This is a genomic window from Ciceribacter sichuanensis (assembly GCF_024055605.1).
Lineage (GTDB): Bacteria > Pseudomonadota > Alphaproteobacteria > Rhizobiales > Rhizobiaceae > Allorhizobium > Allorhizobium sichuanense.
Genome location: NZ_JAMXLX010000022.1, coordinates 1 through 1,204, shown reverse-complemented (window position 1 = coordinate 1,204; position 1,204 = coordinate 1). Strand labels below are relative to the sequence as shown.

Annotated in this window: 1 protein-coding gene; it reads right to left on the bottom strand. The window is 57.9% G+C overall.

Annotated elements, in window-relative coordinates; translation table 11 throughout:
- Positions 1 to 27: 27 nt before the first annotated feature.
- Positions 28 to 1,139, bottom strand: a protein-coding gene (locus NBH21_RS25955) for an IS3 family transposase (protein ID WP_252759600.1) whose coding sequence is annotated in 2 segments (ribosomal slippage) — positions 28 to 884 and positions 884 to 1,139 — 1,113 coding nt in all. Because the reading frame shifts where the segments join, the coding sequence is not laid out codon by codon here.
- Positions 1,140 to 1,204 lie beyond the last annotated feature (65 nt).

Here is a 1,204-nt window from a genome sequence, read left to right as displayed (position 1 = left end):
GTGACCTGCTCCCCGGATTGTCCGCGTTTATAAGTTAGCTCTGTTCATGTTCTGGTCGTGTGTGGACCGGGTTGCAAACTCGTAAGGGGTCAAGCCGTTGAGGCTCGTGTGCGGGCGGTTCAGGTTATAGTCGTTTCTCCAGTCTTCGATAATCTCCCTCGCATGGCGGTAGCTGGTGAAGAGGTGCTCGTTAAGGCATTCATCGCGCAGCCGACCATTAAATCTCTCCACAAAGCCATTCTGCATGGGCTTGCCCGGCGCAATGTAGTGCCACTCGACGGCGTGGTTCTGCTGCCATTTGAGGATGGCGTTCGATGTGAACTCGGTTCCATTGTCCGAGACGACCATGTAGGGATACCCGATGCCGAGCGCGATCCTGTCCAACTCACGGCCGACGCGTTCACCAGACAGCGAGTTGTCGACCACGGCAGCAAGGCACTCCCGGCTGAAGTCGTCGAGAACGCAAAGGATGCGGAACCGCCTGCCGTCGACCAGGGCATCAGAGACGAAGTCCAGGCTCCATCTCTGGTTCGGCCCTTGTGGGATCGTCATCGGCGCTCGGGTTCCCAAGGCGCGTTTGCGGCCGCCACGCTTGCGCACGGTCAGCCGTTCCTCCCTGTAGAGCCGATAGAGCTTCTTCCAGTTGATCTCGACGCCCTCCCGCTTCAACAGGATATGCAGGCGACGATATCCGAAGCGACGTCTCTGGCTGGCCAGTTCCTTGAGCCTTGTGCGGATCGCGACATCATCTCCTCGTGTCGACCGATAGCGGAACACGCGCGGATCGATATCGACCAGGCCGCAAGCCCGGCGCTGCGAATAGCCCTTTTCCTTCATGGCCCAGATCACGGCGTTCCTCCTTGAGCCGGGCTTCAGAAGTTTTTTCCGAGCATCTCCTTCAGCGTCGATACATCAAGCATCGCGTCGGCCAGGAGGCGCTTCAGTTTGCCATTCTCATCTTCCAGAGCCTTCAGCCGTTTGGCCTCCGCCACTTCCATGCCGCCATACTTCGACCGCCATTTATAGAAGGTCGCGTCGCTGACACCGTATTTGCGGCACAGATCAACAGCCGAAAAACCGGCCTGATGCTCCTTCAGAATACCGATGATCTGCTCGTCGCTGAAACGGGAACGCTTCATTCTCTGTCTCCTTCTCCGGAGAACAGACTAACCTCAAACCGAGGACATTCCAGGGGAGCAGGTCA